The sequence below is a fragment of the Pseudomonas sp. P5_B3 genome (genome assembly GCF_056400405.1).
Window position 1 is genome coordinate 85,443 of record NZ_JBFULI010000017.1, and the last position, 16,224, is coordinate 101,666.

Sequence of the window (16,224 nt, forward strand, 5' to 3'; positions counted from 1 at the left end):
TGGCTAAAATGCCGGCCTTTTCCACCTACACCGCTGGAACCGCCGTGAGCAAAGAATCCGATCGCCTTTTCGCCCAGCCTTTGGCCCAGGTGCCTGACTTCGCCTTTAACGAGGACGTGGTGCGGGTGTTCCCGGACATGATCAAGCGCTCGGTGCCGGGTTATCCGACTATTGTCGAAAACCTCGGTGTGCTCGCCGCGCAGTTCGCCCAGCGGGGCAGCGTGCTTTACGACCTGGGCTCTTCGCTGGGTGCCGTGACCCAGGCCCTGCGCCGGCACGTGCGCACCGACGGTTGCCGGGTGATCGCTGTGGATAACTCGGCGGCGATGGTCGAACGCTGCCGCGAGTACCTCAACGGTCAGGATTCGATGTTCCAGGAGTTGCTGCCGGTTGAAGTGATCGAGGGCGACATTCTCGCGCTGGAGTTCCAGCCGGCCTCGGTGGTCGCGCTGAACTTCACCCTGCAATTCATCGCCCCGGACCAGCGCACCGCGTTGCTGACACGCATCCGTCAATCCCTGTTGCCCGGCGGTGCCTTGATCCTCTCGGAAAAACTGCGCTTCGAAGACGAGCAGGAACACGCACTGCTCACCGATCTGCACATCGCCTTCAAACGCGCCAACGGCTACAGCGAGCTGGAAATCGCCCAGAAGCGCAGCGCCATCGAAAACGTCATGAAGCCCGACAGCCTCGGAGAACACCGCGAACGCCTGCTGGCCGCCGGGTTCTCGAAAGTCGTGCCGTGGTTCCAGTGTCTTAACTTTGCCTCGTTGATTGCCTTGCCATGATTGATCTGTCCCCCCTCGCCCGCCGTCTGGCCGGCACCCCGCTGGCCGACTGGGCCAACACCCTGCAGGCACAACTCGACAAGAAAATGGAAAAGGGTCATGGCGATCTGGAGCGCTGGCAAAGTGCGCTTGACGCCCTGCCGAAGATCCAGCCGAGCGAAGTCGATTTGCTCAACGGCTTGAAGCTGGACACCGATTGCGACGCTGAAACCCGCGCGCAAATGCGTTCCGCGCTGATGGGCCTGTCGCCATGGCGCAAGGGGCCGTTCGACCTGTTCGGCGTGCACGTCGACACCGAATGGCGCTCGGACTGGAAGTGGTCGCGGGTCGCCCCGCACCTGGACCTGAAAGGCAAGCGCATCCTCGATGTCGGCTGCGGCAATGGCTATTACATGTGGCGCATGCTCGGCGCCGGCGCGGACAGCGTGATCGGTGTCGACCCCAACTGGCTGTTCTTCTGCCAGTTCCAGGCGGTGCAGCGTTACCTTTCCGAGCCGAATGCCTGGCACCTGCCCTTCCCGTTCGAAGACCTGCCGCCAAGCCTCGAAGGTTTCGACACGGTATTTTCCATGGGCGTGTTCTACCACCGTCGTTCGCCGATCGAGCATTTGCTGGCGCTGAAGGATTGCCTGGTCAAGGGCGGTGAACTGGTGCTGGAAACCCTGGTGGTCGAGGGTGACAAGCACCAGGTGCTGGTGCCGGAAGACCGCTACGCGCAGATGCGCAACGTGTGGTTCCTGCCGTCGGTACCGGCGCTGGAATTGTGGTTGCGTCGCGCAGGGTTCACCGATGTAAAGTGCGTGGATGTGAGCACCACCACGGTCGAGGAACAGCGCGGGACGGAGTGGATGAAGTATCAGTCGCTCAGTGACTTCCTCGATCCCGAGGATCACAGCAAGACAATTGAAGGGCTGCCGGCGCCGATGCGGGCGGTCATCGTCGCCCGCAAATAATTATCCCGATGAAGATCCCTGTAGGAGCGAGCCTGCTCGCGATGGTGTGTCAGTCGGCATCAATGTAGCTGATATACCATCGCGAGCAGGCTCGCTCCTACAGGGGTTCGGTGTTCAGTCTGAAGGCTTGGCGCGGCGGGCTTTGAAGAATTCGCTGAGCACCGCCCCACATTCCTCCGCCAACACCCCACCCTCATACAACACCCGGTGATTCAAAAAGCCCTGGGTAAAGAACTGCCCCTGGCTCTGCACAATCCCGGCTTTCGGCTCCAGCGCGCCGTACACCACCCGCGCAATCCGCGAATGCACGATCAAGCCTGCGCACATGCTGCAAGGCTCCAGGGTCACGTACAGCGTGCTGCCCGGCAGGCGGTAGTTGCTGACGGCCTGGGCGGCAGCGCGGATGGCGACCATCTCGGCGTGAGCGCTCGGGTCGCTGGCGCTGATCGGGCAATTGAAACCGCGCCCGATGATTTCCCCGTCCTGCACCAGCACCGCGCCCACCGGTACCTCGCCGAGGGCCGCGCCCTGGGCTGCCAGCGCCAGGGCTTCGCGCATGAATTCGCGATCACGGCTGCGGTCGATGATGGCGGCAGGACGAATCTGACGCATCACGCCACCTCAATGGCGGCCATCAGGCCGGTTTCCATGTGGTCGATCACATGGCAGTGGAACATCCATACACCCGGGTTATCCGCCACCAGCGCTACCTGCGCGCGCTCGTTCTTGCCCAGCAGGTAGGTGTCGGTGAAATACGGAATGACCTTGTGCCGGTTCGAGGCGATGACCTTGAAGCTCATGCCATGCAGGTGAATCGGGTGCTGGTACTGAGTCATGTTCTTCAATTCGAAAATGTAGCTCTTGCCCTTCTCGAGCTTGGCAATCGGGCGGTCGGCGCAGGTCTTGTCGCTGATGTCCCACGCCTTGCCGTTGATCTGCCACAGGCTGGGCGGCTTGCCGTTTTCGACGTTGACCGATACCGAGCCGACCCATTCGAAATTGAAGTTGAGTTTCTCGGCATTGGCCAGGTCCGGTTCGGCGATCGGATTGGCAGGCAGTGCCGGCGGCCACTCGGTCGGCGCATCGGTATTGGCCACCGAACGGAATGTGCCCAGACGCACCGGACCGTTGCGTAACGACAGCTCCTCACCGGCCGGCGGGGCCTTGATCGCCAGGCAAATGCGCATGCCCGGACCGAGCCAGTATTCCTTACCCAGTGGACGCGGCTCGATCGGGTTGCCGTCCAGCGCATAGATCTGCGCTTCGACGCCAGGAATGTTCAGACGATAGGTCAGGGTGTTGTCGAGGTTGAGCAGGCGCACGCGGGTGATTTGCCCGGCGGGCAGGTCGATTACCGCTTGCGGCACACCGTTGATCGTCGACAGCCGCCCCGCCGTACCGCCACGGGCCGCTTCCCGGGGAATGCTGAACTCGACGAAATTGCCGACGTCGTCGACATGCCAGCTCTTCAGACTCAAGGTCTTCTCGTACTTGAATCCGGTCGGCTCGCGTTCGTCGATGATCAACGGACCGACCAGGCCACGACCGAGTTCCTCACTGCTGTTCACGTGTGGGTGATACCAATAGCTGCCGGCGTCCGGCACGCGGAATTTGTAGTCAAAGTATTCACCCGGCAGCACCGGCAGTTGCGAGACGTATGGCACGCCATCCATTTCCAGCGGCAGACGAATGCCGTGCCAGTGAATGGTGGTGGCGACCGGCAGGTGGTTGATGAAGCGTACCCGCAGCCATTCGCCCTGACGCACGCGCAACTCAGTGCCCGGTGCGGACGGGCCGAACGCCCAGGCCTGAGTCTTGTGCCCGGCTACCAGTTCCACATCCAGCGGCGCTGCGATCAGCTCGTAATCGTGGCCCGCCTCGGCGTCGGCCATCTTGCCCAGCCAGTAACGTGACGCGCCTCCCGCTCCAAAGCCAACGACAACAAGACCGGCCAGGCCACCGAGGATTTGGCGACGGGTAAAGGACATGAACTCAACTACCTCACGGATCAGCGACAGGCCTGGGGCCCGCAAAAGGCGAATACGATACACCCGCAATTGTGAAAGAAACAGCAAAGCGGGCGTGACGACGGGCCGCAGGAAGAATCCCGCAGCAATGCAAAAAGCCGTGTGAACTCTCGTTCACACGGCTTTTTATCCGGCGCTCAAGCCCTCAGGGCTGGCGCGGGATCATTCCCACTCAATGGTCGCTGGCGGCTTGCTCGATACGTCGTAGGTGACGCGGGAGATGCCTTCGATTTCATTGATGATGCGGCCGCTGACGGTTTCCAGCAGTTCGTAAGGCAGGTGTGCCCAACGCGCGGTCATGAAGTCGATGGTTTCCACGGCACGCAGGGCCACGACCCAGGCGTAACGGCGGCCATCGCCGACCACGCCAACCGATTTCACCGGCTGGAATACCACGAATGCCTGGCTGACCTTGTGGTACCAGTCGGCCTTGCGCAGTTCTTCGATGAAGATGTGGTCGGCGCGACGCAGCAGGTCGGCGTATTCCTTCTTCACTTCACCGAGGATCCGCACGCCCAGGCCCGGGCCCGGGAACGGGTGACGGTAGACCATGTCGTACGGCAGGCCCAGTTCCAGGCCCAGACGACGGACTTCGTCCTTGAACAGCTCGCGCAGCGGTTCAACCAGCTTGAGGTTCATTTCTTCCGGCAGGCCGCCCACGTTGTGGTGCGACTTGATCACGTGGGCCTTGCCGCTTTTCGCGCCAGCCGACTCGATCACGTCCGGGTAGATGGTGCCCTGGGCCAGGTACTTGATGTTGTCCAGCTTGCAGGATTCGGCATCGAACACGTCGATGAAGGTACGACCGATGATCTTGCGCTTCTTCTCCGGGTCGGCTTCGCCGGCCAGGTTGCCCAGGAACTGCTCTTCGGCGTTGGCGCGGATCACCTTGACGCCCATGTTCTCGGCGAACATGGCCATCACTTGCTCGCCTTCGTGCAGGCGCAGCAGGCCGTTGTCGACGAACACGCAGGTCAGCTGGTCGCCGATGGCCTTGTGCAGCAGCGCGGCAACCACGGACGAGTCCACACCGCCGGACAGGCCGAGCAGGACGTTGTCGGTACCGACCTGGGCGCGCACCTGGGCGATGGCGTCTTCAGCGATTTTCGACGGCGTCCACAGTGCTTCGCACTCGCAGATGTCGAGGATGAAGCGCGACAGGATGCGACCGCCCTGCTTGGTGTGGGTCACTTCAGGGTGGAACTGCACGCCGTAGTAGCGACGCTCGTCGCTGAACATGCCGGCGATCGGGCAGCTCGGGGTGCTGGCCAGGATGTGGAAGTCTTCCGGCATGCGGGTGACCTTGTCACCGTGGCTCATCCACACGTCGAGGCCGAACAGGCCGTCGGCGTCGATGTGGTCTTCGATGCCGTCGAGCAGGCGGCTCTTGCCGACCACGTCAACGCGGGCATAACCAAACTCACGCAGCTCGGAACCTTCAACCTTGCCGCCCAGTTGCTCGGCCATGGTCTGCATGCCGTAGCAGATACCGAAGACCGGCACGCCCAGGTCGAAGACGGCTTGCGGGCAGCGAGGGCTGTTGGCTTCGTGAACCGACTCCGGGCCGCCGGCGAGGATGACGCCTTTAGGAGCGAATTCGCGGATCGCATCTTCGTCCATGTCGAACGGGTGCAGTTCGCAGTACACGCCGATTTCACGCACGCGGCGGGCGATCAGCTGGGTGTACTGGGAACCGAAGTCGAGGATCAGGATGCGGTGAGCGTGAATGTCGAGGGCCATGATTCAGTCTCGTCTAAAAAATTCGGAAACAGTCGTGATTCAGAAACAACTCGGGGCTGAATAAAACAGCCCCGGTTGCTTAGCTTGTTGCTTGAAGGCTCAACCTACGCGGTAGTTTGGCGCTTCTTTGGTGATCTGCACGTCGTGAACGTGGGATTCGGCCATGCCGGCGCCGGTGATCCGCACGAACTCAGGCTTGGTGCGCATCTCTTCGATGTCGGCACTGCCGGTGTAGCCCATCGAGGAGCGCAGGCCGCCCATCAACTGGTGGATGATCGCGCTCAGGGTGCCCTTGTACGGAACACGCCCTTCGATGCCTTCCGGAACCAGCTTCTCGGCGCCTGCCGAGGAGTCCTGGAAGTAACGGTCGGAGGAACCCTGGGCCTGGGACATGGCGCCCAGCGAACCCATGCCGCGATAAGCCTTGTACGAACGACCCTGGAACAGTTCGATCTCGCCCGGAGCCTCTTCGGTACCGGCGAACATCGAGCCCATCATCACGCAGGAAGCACCGGCAACGATGGCCTTGGACAGGTCACCGGAGAAACGGATGCCGCCGTCGGCGATCAACGGCACGCCGGTGCCTTCGAGGGCAGCGGCAACGTTGGCGATGGCACTGATTTGCGGCACGCCGACACCGGCGACGATACGGGTGGTGCAGATCGAGCCAGGGCCGATACCGACCTTGACGGCGTCAGCGCCAGCTTCGGCCAGGGCCTTGGCGGCAGCGCCGGTGGCGATGTTGCCGCCGATCACCTGCACTTCAGGGAAATTCTGCTTGACCCAGCGAACGCGGTCGATCACGCCTTTGGAGTGACCGTGAGCGGTGTCGACCACCACCACGTCAACGCCGGCAGCGACCAGCGCAGCAACGCGATCGCCAGTATCTTTACCGGTACCCACAGCTGCGCCGACGCGCAGACGACCTTGATCGTCCTTGCTGGCCAGCGGATAAGCCTTGGCTTTTTCGATGTCGTTGACGGTCATCATGCCTTTGAGGGCAAATTTGTCGTCGACGATCAGCACGCGCTCGATGCGGTGCTTGTGCAGCAGTTCACGCACATCGTTCTTGTCGGCGCCTTCCTTGACCGTGACCAGACGCTCTTTAGGCGTCATCACTTCACGGACAGTGGCTTCCAGACGGTTCTCGAAACGCACGTCACGGGAGGTGACAATGCCGACCAGGTCGCCATTGTGCAGCACCGGAACGCCGGAGATGTTGTGCATGCGGGTCAGTTCGAACAACTCGCGCACGGTGGCGTCGGCGACGATGGTGATCGGATCCTTGACCACACCGGCTTCGTAACGCTTGACCTTGCGGACTTCGGCAGCTTGCTGCTCGATGGTCATGTTCTTGTGGATGATACCGATACCACCTTCCTGAGCCATGGCGATTGCCAGACGGGCTTCAGTGACGGTGTCCATGGCGGCGGAAACCAGTGGAATATTCAGCTCGATGCCACGGGTAAGGCGGGTCTTGAGACTGACTTCGTTAGGAAGCACCTCGGAATAACCGGGCACTAGGAGAATGTCGTCGAATGTCAGAGCTTCTTGGCTGATACGCAGCATCGCGGGGGCTCCCGAGCGGGAAAATGGAAGCGCGCCATTATAGTCAGACACCCTCTCGGGTTCAATGTAAAACTCTGTCTATTATTGACGCGGTGATCGACGGGGCTTTTAGCACCGAAAACCCTTGTAGGAGCGAGCTCGCTCGCGATGGTCGTTAACGATGACCGGCGCTGTCTGGAAACGAGCGTTGCCTGCACGTCCATCGCGAGCAAGCTCGCTCCTACAGTTCTACCTTGACCCAGCTGACCGGTTGATCCAGCCAATCGGCGAATTCGTCGAGAAAGATCTGCTTGAACCCGGCTTCGGCCCAGTTATTGAAGATGAAACCGAGGTTGGAGAAGCCGCACTCCTGCAGGAACAGAAACCCGTTGATGTCGTCTTCATGCCCGCATTCGGGGCAGGTGAAGTTGTCGGTACGCCCCGGCATCCAGTCTTCCAGGCTTTCGAAGAGGGCTTCGCCGATTTCCTTGCGGCACTCGGCACAGCCCGCCTCTCCAAGAAAACCTTTGGCCGGCGTATAGATGCAGCGCTTGGTGACGATCTCCAGACCATTGACCGCTTCGCCGAACGGCAGCGCCTCCGGGTGCAGGACCACGGCGCGCGCGCCTTCAGCGATGGCGTGGCCCATGCGGTTGCCGGTGCGGCCGCAGGTGGTCAGTTCTTCCTGGATGATGTTCTTGCGCACCAGCCAGCGCACGATCGCCCGGGCCCGGGGCTCGTGCACCGGCAGGGTGGAGATTTTCGGGACGATGATGCTTTGCGAGTTCATGGGTACAGGCCTGAAGCATTGATAAATGACCTGTAGGAGCGAGCCTGCTCGCGATGGTCGTTAACGATAACGCGGGGAGTCTGGGTTCCCCGCGGTGTTCTTGAGTCCATCGCGAGCAGGCTCGCTCCTACAGGTAAAGCAATGGCGCGATGCCTATAGAAGGTATAGGCCCGCCATAGCTGTTTTTACAGTTCGACGACAACCGCCTGCGAAGCACGGGTTGCCTTGGCGCGGGCGGCTTCGATCGACTCGTCGCGCGCCAGGGCCACGCCCATGCGGCGCTGGCCGTTGACTTCAGGCTTGCCGAACAGGCGCAGCGCGGTATCTGGCTCACTGAGTGCGGCCCCCAGATTGGCGAAAGCGGTCTGGGTCGACTGCCCTTCCACCAGGATCACCGCAGAGGCCGAAGGCCCGAACTGACGGATCAACGGGATCGGCAGACCGAGAATGGCCCGTGCATGCAAGGCGAACTGCGACAAGTCCTGGGAGATCAGCGTGACCAGGCCGGTGTCATGCGGGCGTGGCGAGACTTCGCTGAACCACACCTGGTCGCCCTTGATGAACAACTCCACGCCAAACAGACCACGGCCACCCAAGGCTTCAGTCACCGCTTTGGCAACACGCTCGGATTCAGCCAGGGCAATCGGGCTCATGGCTTGCGGCTGCCAGGACTCCTGATAGTCGCCCTTCTCCTGACGGTGGCCGACCGGCGCGCAGAAGGTGGTGCCGCCGACGTGGCGCACGGTCAGCAGGGTGATTTCGTAGTCGAAATCGATGAAGCCTTCGATGATCACCCGACCTTTACCGGCACGGCCACCTTCCTGGGCGTAGTCCCAGGCTTTCTGCACGTCATCGACGCTGCGCAACAGGCTCTGGCCCTTGCCCGAGGAACTCATGACCGGCTTGACCACGCACGGAAAACCGAGGTCTTCGACGGCTTTGCTGTAGTCCTCGAAGGTGTCGGCGAAGTGATACGGCGAGGTTGGCAGGTCCAGTTCTTCAGCGGCCAGACGACGGATGCCTTCGCGGTTCATGGTCAATTGCGCAGCGCGGGCAGTCGGGATCACGTTGAAACCTTCGGCCTCCAGTTCCACCAGGGTAGCGGTGGCGATGGCTTCGATTTCCGGCACGATGAAGTGCGGCTTCTCGGCTTCGATCACGGCGCGCAGTGCAGCACCATCGAGCATGTTGATCACGTGGCTGCGGTGCGCCACCTGCATCGCCGGCGCGTTGGCGTAACGGTCCACGGCAATCACTTCAACGCCCAGGCGTTGCAGCTCGATCACCACTTCCTTGCCCAACTCGCCACAGCCACACATCAATACGCGGGTCGCGGTCGGCGACAATGGAGTTCCGATACGGGTCATCTGAAGGTCCTCAAGAAGCGGATCATCGAGGGAAGCACGCTTCCCATGGGGAGAAAGCGCGGCATTTTACATGAACTTCAGCCGACGACAGCCTGTTTGCGCAGGCGCCAGGCCATGATCAGCCACACGACGGTGACCCCGGCGAACTTCGAACCCAGGGCGGTGAGGATCACCCCCGGCGTCAGGGCGTCGATCATGCCGAAAAAGATAAAGGTATCGATGGGAATGCTCAGGGCCGAACTTATCCACAGACGGTCGTGCAAGGGGCGTTTGGTGATGCTGAACACCAGCCAGTCGATGCACTCGGAAACCGCGAACGCCGTGGCGCTGGCCAGGGCGATGGACGGATCGGAGGTGATATAGGACAAAACCAGCGCTACCAGCATCGCCGCGAGGGCGCCATGGCCGAAGCGGGTCTGCACCATGTCGCGCAGGATGAACACCAGACCACCCCACGCGGACCAGATGATGTCCAGGTGCGGTGCGGTGGAAAAGGCGAAGTTGATCAGCACGACGCTGCCGATGTAGGCGATCAGGAAGAGCATGGCGTGTACAAGTACCTGTCAATTTTGTGCACAGGGTACTTCAGAGGGGGGAGACGAGCCAATAGAGGTCGGGTGCCTGGGATGGCCTCATCGCGAGCAAGCTCGCTCCCACAATTGATTCATGTCGACCCCACTTTTGTGATCGACACCAAACTAATGTGGGAGCGAGCTTGCTCCGGGCGGCGCTCCGACGATAAAGTGCGAAGCACTTTCTGGGGCCAATTCAGCTATCGGATTTGGAAGGCAGCATCCAGATCAACCCACTGGCCTTGGCCCGCTCATGACACAACCCCAGCACCTTGCGCCGCTCGTCGTTGGTCATGCGGCTCCAGCGGGTAATCTCCTCCACCGTGCGTTGGCAACCGGTGCAGATATCATCGTCGTCCAGCGCACAAATGCTCACGCAGGGCGATGCGACCGGGCGTTCGGTGGCGGTCATTGTTCCTGCTCGGCCAGGTCGCGGGCATAACGCTGCGAGTTGTGCACATAGTGAGCAGCGCTGGCTTCCAGCATCTTGATCTGCGGCCCGGTCAATTCGCGCACCACTTTGCCGGGCGACCCCATGACCAGCGATCCGTCCGGAATCTCCTTGCCTTCGCCAATCAGCGAGTTGGCGCCGATGATGCAGTTTTTGCCGATCTTCGCGCCATTGAGAATCACCGCGTTGATCCCGATCAGGCTGTAGTCGCCGACGGTGCAGCCGTGAAGCATGGCGTTGTGGCCGATGGTCACGCCGGTGCCGATGGTTAGCGGGTAGCCCATGTCGGTGTGCATCACGGTGCCGTCCTGGACGTTGCTGTTCCTGCCGATCAGGATCAACTCGTTGTCACCGCGCAGCACGGCGTTGAACCAGACGTTGGCGCCCTCTTCCAGCTTGACCTTGCCCACCAGCACGGCATTGGGTGCGACCCAGCTCTGTGGATGGGTTTCGACGCGGGCGTCGCCCAGGCGGTATTTCATTGTTGTTTTCCTCAGGGCTCAAGCAGGGCCATTCGAACGATGGCTTCAGGTATTGATAAAGCTTTTGGGAGGCTGGTGCAGGCTGATTTTGGCGTCATACAGCAGGTTGATCAACTCGACGATCATGATCGCCGTCAGCCCCCAGATCTTGTATTCGCCATAGCGATAGCTCGGCACGTACCAGCTGCGGCCCTGATAATCGATGCGATGGGTATGTTCGCGGGGGTCTTTGCGGAAGAACTCCAGAGGCACGCTGAACACCGCGGCGATCTCTGCATCGTTGGCCCGGTATTCGACAAAATCCGGGATCACCCCGACATAGGGTGTGACCTGGATGCCATGCAGGCTGATCAGCGGGCTGAGCGGGCCGATCACCTCGACCAGCCCCGGTGGCAGGCCGATTTCTTCTTCGGCTTCCCGCAGGGCGGTGAAAATCAGGTCCGGGTCTTCAGGGTCACGACGCCCGCCGGGAAAGGCGACTTCGCCGCCATGGGTCGAAAGGCCGCTGGCACGCAGGGTCAACACCAGCTCAGGCTCGTCACTGCGGGTGATGGGCACCAGTACCGCGGCTTCGGGAAAACGACGGTCGGTCTCCAATGTGCTTGGTGTGTGGTTGCTAACCCGATGCAGTAGCTCGTCCAGCATGAGTGTTCTCGATCTGTGCCCTACCCGGCATCATGCACCAATCGCTGCGGTCGCCCAACCCCCGCAACAGCCCATGTCGCGAAACGACAACTTGCCGACAGACACTGCCGCACGCCAAGATAGGCGCAGCATTCAGGAACCCCAGCATGAAATTTTGCAGCCAGTGCGGTAACCCGGTGACCCAGCGCATTCCCGAAGGCGATTCGCGCCTGCGTTTTGTCTGCGACAGCTGTCAGGCCATTCACTACCAGAACCCCAACATCGTCGCCGGTTGCGTGGCGACCTGGGGCACCAAGGTGTTGTTGTGCCGAAGGGCCATCGAGCCACGTCGCGGTTACTGGACCCTGCCCGCCGGTTTCATGGAAAACGGCGAGACCATCGAACAGGCGGCCATTCGCGAAACCGCCGAGGAAGCCTGCGCCCGGGTGCGCAACCTGAGCATCTATACCCTGATCGACGTGCCGCATATCAGCCAGGTACATGTGTTCTTCCGTGCCGAGCTGGCGGACCTGGATTTTTCTGCCGGCCCCGAGAGCCTGGAAGTGCAACTATTCGACGAAGCGGACATTCCATGGGATGAGCTGGCTTTCCGCACGGTGGGTCGTACCTTAGAATGCTTCTTCGCTGACCGGCGGACCGAGGTCTATCCCGTTCGGTCTGAATCGATCCCGCCACTTGCTCAGCCTGCCATTATCTGATGTCATCTCGGCATCACTCAAAGGCGCCGAAAGACCGCCCGAACGCGGCACGAGCCTGCGACAGCTCCTGCAAAAACTTCTATACATAAATAGTCGCGACACCTCTTGGGGAATCGTTTCAATGCGCTGGTTGCTTGCCCTGTTCTGTTTGTCGTTCGTCGCGGTGTCCGAGGCTTCTGCCGTGGAAACCCTGAACGGCAAGGTCATCGAGAAAATCCTGGTTCTCAAGTCTTCCCATCAATTGCAATTGATCAATGACGGCAAGCCGCTCAAGACCTATCGCATTTCCCTGGGCAAGCGCCCCAAGGGGCCGAAGCTGATGGAAGGCGACAAACGCACCCCGGAAGGCTTCTACTGGGTCGACTGGCGCAAGACCAGCGATCGCTTCAACCTGGCGATGCACGTTTCCTACCCGAACATCAGCGACTCGGCCCGCGCCCGTCGTGAAGGCGTCGAGCCCGGCGGCATGATCATGATCCACGGCACCCCGGACAGCGAAGACACCCCGGAAGACCTGTTCCACACCCTGGACTGGACCGACGGCTGCATCGCCATGCGCAACATGGACATGCGCGAAGTCTGGAACCTGGTGCCGGACGGCACGATGATCGAAATCCGCCCGTAATTCCCCACGACCATCGGTCGACATCAAAAAATAAATTCAAAAGATCGCAGCCTGCGGCAGCTCCTACAGAGGTGATACCACTCTGATCTGCAGGAGCTGCCGCAGGCTGCGATCTTTGCTTCTGAATTCCCCTGCGCTAATACCACTTCAAGCCAACCCCTTTCTTTGTTGCCGAAGCAGGCCGGCTTTACTACGCCTTAAGCTCGGCGCGCGCGTTGACATGGTATTCAAGTGGTATTAATTTCGCGCCACAACCGAGCGACAATTCCTACATACGTTTCGGACAATCCATACATGAACGACCTACACGCCCTGCGCCCCGACGACACCCAACCCACGCCGCTGTACCTGCAACTGGCGCGCAATCTGGAGGCCGCGATCCACGCCGGCCAGTGGAAAGCCGAACAGGCCATGCCCTCGGAACGCAATCTGAGCGAGACGCTGGGCATCTCCCGCGTCACTGCACGCAAGGCGCTGGAAGTGTTGTTCGAACAAGGCCTGATCCGCCGCAACCAGGGCTCCGGCACCTTCATCACGCCGCGCCTCGAACAACCGTTGTCGCGCCTTTCCGGCTTCAGTGAAATGCTCCGTCTCAAGGGTTTCGTGCCCGGCTCGCAATGGCTGGAGCGGGAAATCACCCTGCCGACCCACGAAGAGCTGATCCGCCTCGGCCTGTCGCCCAACGACAAGGTCGCGCGCCTCAAACGACTGCGCAAGGCTGACGACACGGTGATGGCCATCGAAATGAGCACCCTGCCCGCCTCGATCATTCCCAAACCGCAAATGGTCGGCGACTCCCTCTACGAATTCCTCGACGGTATCGGCAAGCCAGTTGTCCGCGCCCTGCAGCACATTCAGGCGATCAACGCCTCGGACGAGTTCGCCGCGCTGGTCGGCATCGCCCCCGGCACCGCCATGCTGCTGATGACCCGGGTCGGCTACCTGGAAGACAACACGCCCATCGAAGTCACCGACACCTATTGCCGCAACGACTACTACGACTTTGTTGCAGAGCTTCGTAGATAAAGAGCTTCGAAGATAAAGATCTTCGTAGATAAAGAGCTGCGTCGCTAAAACACCGAGAACCCGACATGTCCGAAGACAACATCCTCACCGCCCACGGCTGGGTTCGCGGCCGACTGGTCCACGAGCACGGCAAGGTCGTGTCCATCGAAGGCGTGCCCTGCGATCCGGCGGACAACGGCCTGCCGTACCTGCTGCCGGGTTTCATCGACCTGCACGTTCACGGCGGCGGCGGCAAAGACATCATGGAAGGTGCGCCCGCTTTCGAAACCATTACCCGAACGCATGTGCGCTTCGGCACAACGTCGCTGCTGGCCACCACCATGACCGCGCCGAGCGAGGAAATTTCCAGCGTACTCAAAGCCGTCGGCGAGTTCTGTGAGCAGCGCCCGCAAGGCAGTGCCCGCGTCCTCGGCGTGCACCTGGAAGGCCCCTACATCAACCCTGGCAAACTCGGCGCGCAACCCAACTTCGCCCACACCGCGCTGATGGCCGAAGTTGAAGACTATCTGGCGCTCGCGCCGATCCGGGTGATCACCATTGCCCCGGAAATCGCCGGTCATGACGCCTTGATTCGCGACCTCAGCAGCCGCGGCGTTCGCATGCAGATCGGCCACACCCTTGGCAGTTACGAGGAAGGCGTGGCCGCGCTGGAGGCTGGCGCCAGCAGTTTCACCCACCTCTACAACGCCATGAGCCCGCTGCATCACCGCGAACCGGGGATCGTCGGCGCGGCGCTGGCCCACGCCAAATACGCGGAACTGATACCCGACTTGCTGCACGTGCACCCCGGCGCCATCCGCGTGGCCCTGCGCTCGATCCCGTGCCTGTATTGCGTCACCGACTCGACCGCCGCCGCCGGCATGCCTGATGGCGAATACAAGCTCGGCAGCCACACCGTGACCAAATGCCTGGGCGGTGTGCGCCTGCCCGACGGCACTCTGGCCGGCAGCACCCTGACCATGGATCAGGCCCTGCGCAACCTGGTGAAGATCGGCCTGCCCATTGCCGAAGCCTCGCAACGCTTGTCGCAATTCCCCGCCGACTACCTCGGCCTCACCGAACGCGGGCGCCTGCAACCGGGGGCCTGGGCCGACTGCGTGCGGCTGGATCGCTCACTGAAACTGACCGCTGTCATGGTCGAAGGAGAAGACATTGACTTCAAAAATGCTTGAAGAGGCGCTGTCCTCGTTCGAGGCCGTGCAGGCCCAGTTGCAAACACTCGACCCGCAGATGATCGAGATCGCCGGGCGCCTGCGCCGCCAGCCGCCGCAAGTGGCCATGACCGTGGCACGCGGCAGCTCCGACCACGCCGCCAGCTACTTCGCCTACCTGACCATGCAACTGCTGGGCATCCCGGTGGCGTCGCTGCCGATGTCGGTGGTGACCATGCAGCAGGCGCCATTGAAGGTCAGCGGCCAGGTGGCATTCGCCTTTTCGCAATCGGGGCAAAGCCCGGACCTGGTCAACAGCCTGCGCCTGTTGCGCAAGCGCGGCGCCCTGAGCATTTCGCTGGTCAACGCCGAAGAATCGCCATTGGAAGCCGCCTGCGAATTCAGCCTGCCATTGTTGGCCGGCACTGAAAGCAGCGTCGCCGCGACCAAGAGTTTTATCGCCACCCTCAGCGCCAGCGCGCGGTTGATCAGCCACTGGAAAGAAGATGCCGAATTGCTCAATGCCGGCCTTGCCTTGCCCGAAGGCCTGCGCGACGCCGCGCAACAGGACTGGAGCCCGGCCATCGATGCCTTGCGCGGTTGTCAGCGGCTGATGGTGATCGGCCGTGGCGCCGGTTTCGCCATCGCCCAGGAAGCGGCGCTCAAGTTCAAGGAGACCTCCGCGATCCAGGCCGAAGCCTTCAGCAGCGCCGAAGTCCGTCATGGTCCGATGGCCTTGATTGGCGACAACTACCCGCTGCTGGTGTTTGCCCCACGGGGCCCCGAACAGGCTGGTTTGTTGAGCCTGGCCACCGACATGCGCCAGCGCGGCGCCCTTGTCCTGCTGGCCGCGCCGGATGACGTGCTTGAACGCGACCTGACCCTGACCCGCGCCGAACACCCGGCCCTCGACCCGATTCTGGCGATCCAGAGTTTCTACGTGATGGCTGCCGGCCTGGCCGTGGCCCGAGGCATGGACCCGGACCAGCCGCGACACCTGAGCAAAGTGACGCGCACACACTAAATCGAATGGCGATTGATTGACCTGTAGGAGCGAGCCTGCTCGCGATGGACGTGAACGATGACGCGTTCTTCCTGAATGTACGCGTTGCTCTCAAGTTCTTCGCGAGCAGGCTGAACTGGTCAACTAATTTTGGACACCAGTTACGGTTTTCATGCCGCCAGTTTTTCCATAGCTACCGGTGAACGATAGCCGTTGTAGCTATGGAGCCTGACGTTGTTGTAACGCATCACGTAGCGTTGCACGTCTATGCGGGCTTCATGCTCAGAGTTGTAGCCATCTTCTGGCACCCACTCTGATTTAAGGCTCCCAAAGAAACGCTCCATCGGGGCGTTATCCC

Annotated in this window: 18 protein-coding genes; 7 read left to right on the forward strand and 11 right to left on the reverse strand. The window is 61.4% G+C overall.

Going from position 1 to position 16,224, the window contains the following annotated elements:
• Positions 1-8 precede the first annotated feature (8 nt).
• Together cmoA and cmoB are read left to right on the forward strand one after the other, a co-directional pair.
• Positions 9-788, forward strand: coding sequence for a carboxy-S-adenosyl-L-methionine synthase CmoA (gene cmoA / locus AC1DRN_RS12790; protein ID WP_223458200.1), 780 nt, complete (start codon positions 9-11; stop codon positions 786-788).
• A complete protein-coding gene (gene cmoB / locus AC1DRN_RS12795) occupies positions 785-1,741 on the forward strand; it encodes a tRNA 5-methoxyuridine(34)/uridine 5-oxyacetic acid(34) synthase CmoB (protein ID WP_223458197.1) in 957 nt (318 codons plus the stop codon). Before cmoA ends, cmoB begins: the two co-directional genes overlap by 4 nt.
• A 114-nt stretch (positions 1,742-1,855) precedes the next feature.
• On the opposite strand, the gene tadA is transcribed toward cmoB, so the two are convergent.
• The 10 genes from tadA to AC1DRN_RS12845 all read right to left on the reverse strand — a co-directional run bounded on the left by tadA (position 1,856) and on the right by AC1DRN_RS12845 (position 11,363).
• Positions 1,856-2,353: a tRNA adenosine(34) deaminase TadA gene (gene tadA, locus AC1DRN_RS12800; protein WP_223460321.1), complete on the reverse strand. Its 498-nt coding sequence runs from the start codon at positions 2,351-2,353 to the stop codon at positions 1,856-1,858.
• Entirely contained in the window at positions 2,353-3,729 is a 1,377-nt protein-coding gene (locus AC1DRN_RS12805; RefSeq protein WP_223460319.1) for a multicopper oxidase family protein, read from the reverse strand. The genes tadA and AC1DRN_RS12805 overlap by 1 nt, the downstream gene beginning before the upstream one ends.
• Positions 3,730-3,930: 201 nt before the next feature.
• Positions 3,931-5,508, reverse strand: coding sequence for a glutamine-hydrolyzing GMP synthase (guaA, locus tag AC1DRN_RS12810; RefSeq protein WP_008053207.1), 1,578 nt, complete (start codon positions 5,506-5,508; stop codon positions 3,931-3,933).
• Between the two features lie 99 nt (positions 5,509-5,607).
• Complete coding sequence (gene guaB, locus AC1DRN_RS12815) at positions 5,608-7,077, reverse strand: IMP dehydrogenase (protein WP_008053208.1); 1,470 nt, start codon at positions 7,075-7,077, stop codon at positions 5,608-5,610.
• Between the two features lie 220 nt (positions 7,078-7,297).
• Complete coding sequence (locus AC1DRN_RS12820) at positions 7,298-7,846, reverse strand: sugar ABC transporter ATPase (protein WP_223460316.1); 549 nt, start codon at positions 7,844-7,846, stop codon at positions 7,298-7,300.
• Between the two features lie 185 nt (positions 7,847-8,031).
• A complete protein-coding gene (purT, locus tag AC1DRN_RS12825) occupies positions 8,032-9,213 on the reverse strand; it encodes a formate-dependent phosphoribosylglycinamide formyltransferase (protein ID WP_150754484.1) in 1,182 nt (393 codons plus the stop codon).
• 77 nt (positions 9,214-9,290) lie between these two features.
• On the reverse strand, positions 9,291-9,758 hold the full coding sequence (locus tag AC1DRN_RS12830) for a VUT family protein (protein WP_223460314.1): 468 nt from the start codon (positions 9,756-9,758) through the stop codon (positions 9,291-9,293).
• A 223-nt stretch (positions 9,759-9,981) separates the two neighbouring features.
• Entirely contained in the window at positions 9,982-10,197 is a 216-nt protein-coding gene (locus tag AC1DRN_RS12835; RefSeq protein ID WP_223460312.1) for a DUF1289 domain-containing protein, read from the reverse strand.
• On the reverse strand, positions 10,194-10,718 hold the full coding sequence (locus tag AC1DRN_RS12840; RefSeq protein WP_223460310.1) for a gamma carbonic anhydrase family protein: 525 nt from the start codon (positions 10,716-10,718) through the stop codon (positions 10,194-10,196). The genes AC1DRN_RS12835 and AC1DRN_RS12840 overlap by 4 nt, the downstream gene beginning before the upstream one ends.
• Before the next feature lie 45 nt (positions 10,719-10,763).
• Positions 10,764-11,363: a CoA pyrophosphatase gene (locus AC1DRN_RS12845; protein WP_223460308.1), complete on the reverse strand. Its 600-nt coding sequence runs from the start codon at positions 11,361-11,363 to the stop codon at positions 10,764-10,766.
• Positions 11,364-11,509: 146 nt separating this feature from the next.
• On the opposite strand from AC1DRN_RS12845, the gene AC1DRN_RS12850 reads away from it, so the two are divergent.
• The 5 genes from AC1DRN_RS12850 to AC1DRN_RS12870 all read left to right on the forward strand — a co-directional run bounded on the left by AC1DRN_RS12850 (position 11,510) and on the right by AC1DRN_RS12870 (position 15,887).
• Entirely contained in the window at positions 11,510-12,061 is a 552-nt protein-coding gene (locus tag AC1DRN_RS12850) for an NUDIX hydrolase (RefSeq protein ID WP_008016748.1), read from the forward strand.
• A gap of 121 nt (positions 12,062-12,182) precedes the next feature.
• The gene (locus AC1DRN_RS12855) at positions 12,183-12,686 is read left to right on the forward strand and encodes a L,D-transpeptidase family protein (protein WP_223460307.1); all 504 of its coding nucleotides are present in this window, start codon (positions 12,183-12,185) and stop codon (positions 12,684-12,686) included.
• A 294-nt stretch (positions 12,687-12,980) separates the two neighbouring features.
• Positions 12,981-13,712 (forward strand): GntR family transcriptional regulator, encoded by a 732-nt coding sequence (locus AC1DRN_RS12860; RefSeq protein WP_223460305.1) that lies wholly within the window; start codon positions 12,981-12,983, stop codon positions 13,710-13,712.
• Positions 13,713-13,777: 65 nt separating this feature from the next.
• Complete coding sequence (nagA, locus tag AC1DRN_RS12865) at positions 13,778-14,884, forward strand: N-acetylglucosamine-6-phosphate deacetylase (RefSeq protein ID WP_223460302.1); 1,107 nt, start codon at positions 13,778-13,780, stop codon at positions 14,882-14,884.
• Positions 14,865-15,887 carry an SIS domain-containing protein gene (locus AC1DRN_RS12870; protein WP_223460300.1) on the forward strand — a complete coding sequence of 341 codons (1,023 nt, stop codon included), beginning with the start codon at positions 14,865-14,867 and terminating at the stop codon, positions 15,885-15,887. The genes nagA and AC1DRN_RS12870 overlap by 20 nt, the downstream gene beginning before the upstream one ends.
• Before the next feature lie 149 nt (positions 15,888-16,036).
• Here AC1DRN_RS12870 and AC1DRN_RS12875 read toward each other — a convergent pair.
• Positions 16,037-16,224: integrase core domain-containing protein (locus tag AC1DRN_RS12875; protein WP_458238837.1), on the reverse strand; the 188-nt coding region annotated here is incomplete at its 5' end.